The organism is Nocardia sp. NPDC058497, from assembly GCF_042720195.1.
Classification (GTDB): Bacteria; Actinomycetota; Actinomycetes; order Mycobacteriales; family Mycobacteriaceae; genus Nocardia.
Genome location: NZ_JBHXMY010000520.1, coordinates 1 through 4156 on the forward strand (window position 1 = coordinate 1; position 4156 = coordinate 4156).

The window sequence follows — 4156 nt, forward strand, 5'->3', positions numbered from 1 at the left end:
GGGGGGTCCGCCGCCCGGGCGCGACGCGGGCTCCGCCAATATCGCGGGGCCCCCTGGCTTATCGGCAGTCTCCCCCTCGCCAAGATCTTCCGCCGCCCCGGCCTACCCCGGTCCTCGGCGCATCGCATGCTGGAGCGGCTCGTGCAGCTGCGCTGGCTACGGCGCGAGGGCCGCGACTACGAGCTGGGTATCCGGCTGATGGAGCTCGGCTCGCTGGCCGTGCACCAGGACCGCCTGCATCGCGCGGCGATGCCGTTCCTGCACGAGCTGCACCGGGTGACCGGTTTCGTCGTGCACCTGGCCGTCCTCGACGGTCCCGACGTCGTGTACCTGGACAAGGTCGGCGGCGATCTGGCCGCGGCGGTCCCGACCCGCGTCGGCGGCAGGCGCCCCGCGCACTGCACGGCGGTCGGCAAGGCGATCCTGGCCTACTCCGACGAGCGCCGCCTCGCCGATGTCGTCACCGGCCAGACCGGTGCCCGCACCAAGTACTCGCTGACCACCCGCGCCCAGCTCGACACCGAACTGAACAAGGTGCGAGCGCACGGCATCGCGGTCGAGCGGGAGGAATCGCTGGCCGGCTTCGGCTGCATCGCCGCCCCGATCGGCGACCTCGGCGAGTCCGCCGTGGCCGCGGTGTCGGTGTGCGGACCGGTGGATCGCATGGTGTTCGACCACCGCCTCTCCGCCCCTATCCGCACGACAGCGCTCAACATCTGGCGTCACGTCGACGACGGCCGGGTGCGGGTCCGCCCGACCCTGCAGCAGCACCCGCGCCCGCTGGGTGTCGGCCCCCGGGTCGCCACCGACCACCGCGCGCCCCGCTACGCGTGACCTCGGTACGCCGCCCGGCACGAGCGGGCGGCGACCGGTATCAGGCGAGCTCGTTCGCGCAGAAGCTGTGGCAGATGCGGTCGTGCACGATCACGTCCGGGCATTCGGGATCGAACCACCGATCGACGTGCGCCCAGTGCACCGGGTGCATCAGGTAGGGCCCGTCGAGATCGGTGAACTCCTGCTCCCACACATGCGTCCACGGCACGGACCCGATCCCGCGGATCACCCGGCTCAACTGCCAGGACCGCATCGTCGGGATGTAGCCAGGCATCCGCAACAGGTCGGCCTCGAAGCGGTCGACCGTCGCGGGCGCGGTCCCCGGCGCGACTCGCAGCAGCAGGACCAGGTACACCGATCCCGGTGAGCGCGGCTCGGCGAACCGACCGACACCGCCGTCGTATTCGGCACCGTCGACGTGGGTCACGAGCGGGTCGGCCAGTACCGCGTCCACCCGCGGCGCACAGCCGGACCAGTCGACCGCCTCGTCGAATCGCAGGTGCACCAACACGTCCCCGCCGTTGCGCACCCCCGGCAGAGTGGGCTGCACCAGCACCCTCCGCGCCACCCCGGCCGCCGCCGCGCGCAGTTCGGTCATCAGCTGCTCGGCGCCCGAACCGCCCGCAGCTGAAAGATGCACCAGCCGAACAACATCAAACATTGCCGAGCCTCTCGATATCGCCTGCCTCGGCGCCGGTCGACCGCGTTCGATGGACGACCAGCTCGTCCACCTCGGCCCACCACCGCCGCAGCGCCGGATCCGGCCGCCCGCGCCAGGTCATCTCCCACCACCCCTCGGCCCCGTCCAGCACCCACGTCGCGATGACCGTGTTCGACTCGTCGGGAAACCAGACCGGCGGAATAACCACGATCCGTTCCAGCGTCATCCCCCGCTCGCGCGCGCCGGGCGCATACTCACGCAGATAAACGTCGACAAACTCCCTGGCCCGGCCGGGTTTCGTCACAACGGTGTCGATCACGTAGACCTTCGCGGTGTTCATACGCCGACGTTATGCACGCACCTGCCGGTGTCGACCTGGCGTTTCCGCCCAGCGGGAGAACGCGGTTCGGGCCCCGGCCGCCAGTCAGCAGCGCATCCCACGGCGTCGGCGGCGCGGTGCGCCGAGCAATAGTCCGCTTCAGTATTGTCCGCAACAGAACTATCTAGTACGGTCTCTCCTATGTCCGGCCGCCTCGCCCTCGCCGCACTGTCGGCGGCGACCTGGCGCGTCGGCCGCCATCACCGCTTCCGCCGCTGCGGATTCGCGGCTCCCGCTCTCTGATCCTGCTGCTGAACGGACTTCGTCATGCGTCTTCTCCGGGCCTTGGTGGCCTCCCTCTTCCTGGTCGCGGTCGGTGTCACCGCGCATGCGGCACCGGTGGAGGGCCCGGGGTGGACCGCGGTGTGGGCGACCTCGGCACAAATGCCCAGTAAGACAATGGGACCCAGCTGGTCCGCGGACGGGTTCTCGAATCACACTCTGCGGCAGGTCATCCGGGTGAGCCAGGGCGGTGTCGCCACCCGGGTCCGGCTGACCAATCGGTATGGCATCGAACCACTGGCCATCGCAGGGGCCACGATCGCGGTGACCGATGCCGGCGCGAACATTCGCCCGGACACCCTGCGGCCCTTGACCTTCGGTCTCGCCCCGGAATTCCGAATCCCGGCCGGGTCCGATCTCACCACCGATCCGGTGCCGCTGCCGGTCGCGCCGTTCCAGTCACTGACCATCACACTCCACCTCGCCGAGCCGACCGGCCCGGCGACCCACCATGCCCAGGGCCTCGCGACCACCTACCGCGCCACCGGCGACCACCGCGCGGACGGCGCCGGCACCGCCTTCACCGAGACCACCCAGTCCTGGTACTACCTGTCCGGCGTCGAGGTCTTCGATGCGCTCCCGCACCGCTCCGGTGTGGTCGCCTTCGGTGATTCCATTACCGAAGGCATCGGCTCGACCCCCGGCGCCGACAACCGGTACCCCGACGAACTAGCCGAACGCCTTGCCGCCGAAGGCACTCCCCGCGCGGTCATCGACCAGGGCATCGGGGGCAATCGGGTCACCGTCGACTCGTCCTGGCTCGGTGACAGCGCGCAGCGCCGATTCCGCACCGATGTACTCGACCAGCCAGGCGCCGGCACCGTCATCATCCTCGCGGGCATCAACGACATCGGCCTCAGCACCGCAGGCCCGGGCACCGCCGACACCGTCGTCCCCGTCTCCACCGACCAACTCATAGCCGGGCATCTCGACCTGATCCGCCGGGCCCGCGCCAAGGGCCTGCGGGTAATCGGCGCCACCCTGACCCCCATCCACGGCTCACCCTACTTCTCCCCCGCGGCCGAATCCGCCCGCCAGTCACTCAACGCGTGGATCCGCACCGCCGACGCCTACGACGCCGTGGTCGATTTCGATGCCGCCCTCCGCGATCCGGCCGATCCCCAGCGCCTCGCCCCGCAATTCGACAGCGGCGATCACATCCACCCCAGCGATGCGGGCTATGCCGCCATGGCAGCCGCGGTCAACCCCGCCGAGTTCGGCTGAGCAGGCGTTCCAGCACCCAAGACAGATAGCGTTGTGTACGGCCCGGACCCGTGCGAGTGGACCAGCGCCCGGGCCGACAGATCACATCCGCTGCGGTGCGGCCATTCCCAACTGCCCCAATCCGAGATCGAGAGTGCGAGCAGTCAATTGGCACAGCGCGATTCGGTTCGAGCGGATCGGTTCGTCCGCGGCCAGTACCGGGCACGAGTCGTAGAAGCTGGTGTAGGCGCGGGCGAGATCGTAGAGATAGCCCGCCAGCCGGTGCGGCTCCAACGCGTCGGCGACCTCGGCGAGGACGGTTCCGTAGCCGTCGAGGGCCAGGGCGAGTTCCCGCTCCGCCGGTTCGAGTGGACCGGCAATATCGACCGCAGCCGGAGTTACGGCGTCGGCTTTGCGCAGGATCGAGCACACACGGGCATGGGCATACTGCAGGTAGACGCCGGTGTTGCCGTTGAGCGCCGTCATCCGGTCCGGGTCGAAGGTGTAGTCCTTGACCCTGGATGTCGACAGATCCGCATACTTGACCGCACCGATGCCTGCCTGCTCGGCGATGGTGTCGAGTTCGGCCGACGACAGGTCCGGGTTCTTCTCGGCGACGACCGCGCGCACACGCGCGACGGCCTCGTCGAGCAGGTCCATCAGCCGAACTGTCCCGCCCGCACGGGTTTTGAACGGTCTACCGTCCGGCCCGAGGATCGTGCCGTAGGCGACATGATCGACCTCGATCGCCTCGGTCAGCCAACCCACCCTGCGCGCCGCTTCGAACACCAACTGGA

The 4156-nt window shown here is 69.6% G+C and carries 5 protein-coding genes; 2 read left to right on the forward strand and 3 right to left on the reverse strand.

The features are described 5' to 3' along the window. Window positions 1-60 precede the first annotated feature (60 nt). Entirely contained in the window at window positions 61-834 is a 774-nt protein-coding gene (locus ACFWPJ_RS26260; protein ID WP_378855168.1) for an IclR family transcriptional regulator, read from the forward strand. Between the two features lie 40 nt (window positions 835-874). On the opposite strand, the gene ACFWPJ_RS26265 is transcribed toward ACFWPJ_RS26260, so the two are convergent. Both ACFWPJ_RS26265 and ACFWPJ_RS26270 read right to left on the reverse strand, forming a co-directional pair. Next, window positions 875-1495: a Dabb family protein gene (locus tag ACFWPJ_RS26265; RefSeq protein WP_378855160.1), complete on the reverse strand. Its 621-nt coding sequence runs from the start codon at window positions 1493-1495 to the stop codon at window positions 875-877. Continuing rightward, window positions 1488-1835, reverse strand: a complete 348-nt coding sequence (locus ACFWPJ_RS26270) for a hypothetical protein (protein ID WP_378855162.1) — start codon at window positions 1833-1835, stop codon at window positions 1488-1490. The genes ACFWPJ_RS26265 and ACFWPJ_RS26270 overlap by 8 nt, the downstream gene beginning before the upstream one ends. A 306-nt stretch (window positions 1836-2141) precedes the next feature. Between ACFWPJ_RS26270 and ACFWPJ_RS26275 the strand changes: the two genes are divergently transcribed. Beyond that, window positions 2142-3380 carry an SGNH/GDSL hydrolase family protein gene (locus ACFWPJ_RS26275; protein WP_378855164.1) on the forward strand — a complete coding sequence of 413 codons (1239 nt, stop codon included), beginning with the start codon at window positions 2142-2144 and terminating at the stop codon, window positions 3378-3380. A gap of 81 nt (window positions 3381-3461) precedes the next feature. Here the strand turns inward: ACFWPJ_RS26275 and argS are convergent. After that, window positions 3462-4156, reverse strand: a 695-nt coding sequence (gene argS / locus ACFWPJ_RS26280) for an arginine--tRNA ligase (protein WP_378855166.1), incomplete at its 5' end; no start/stop codon positions are given.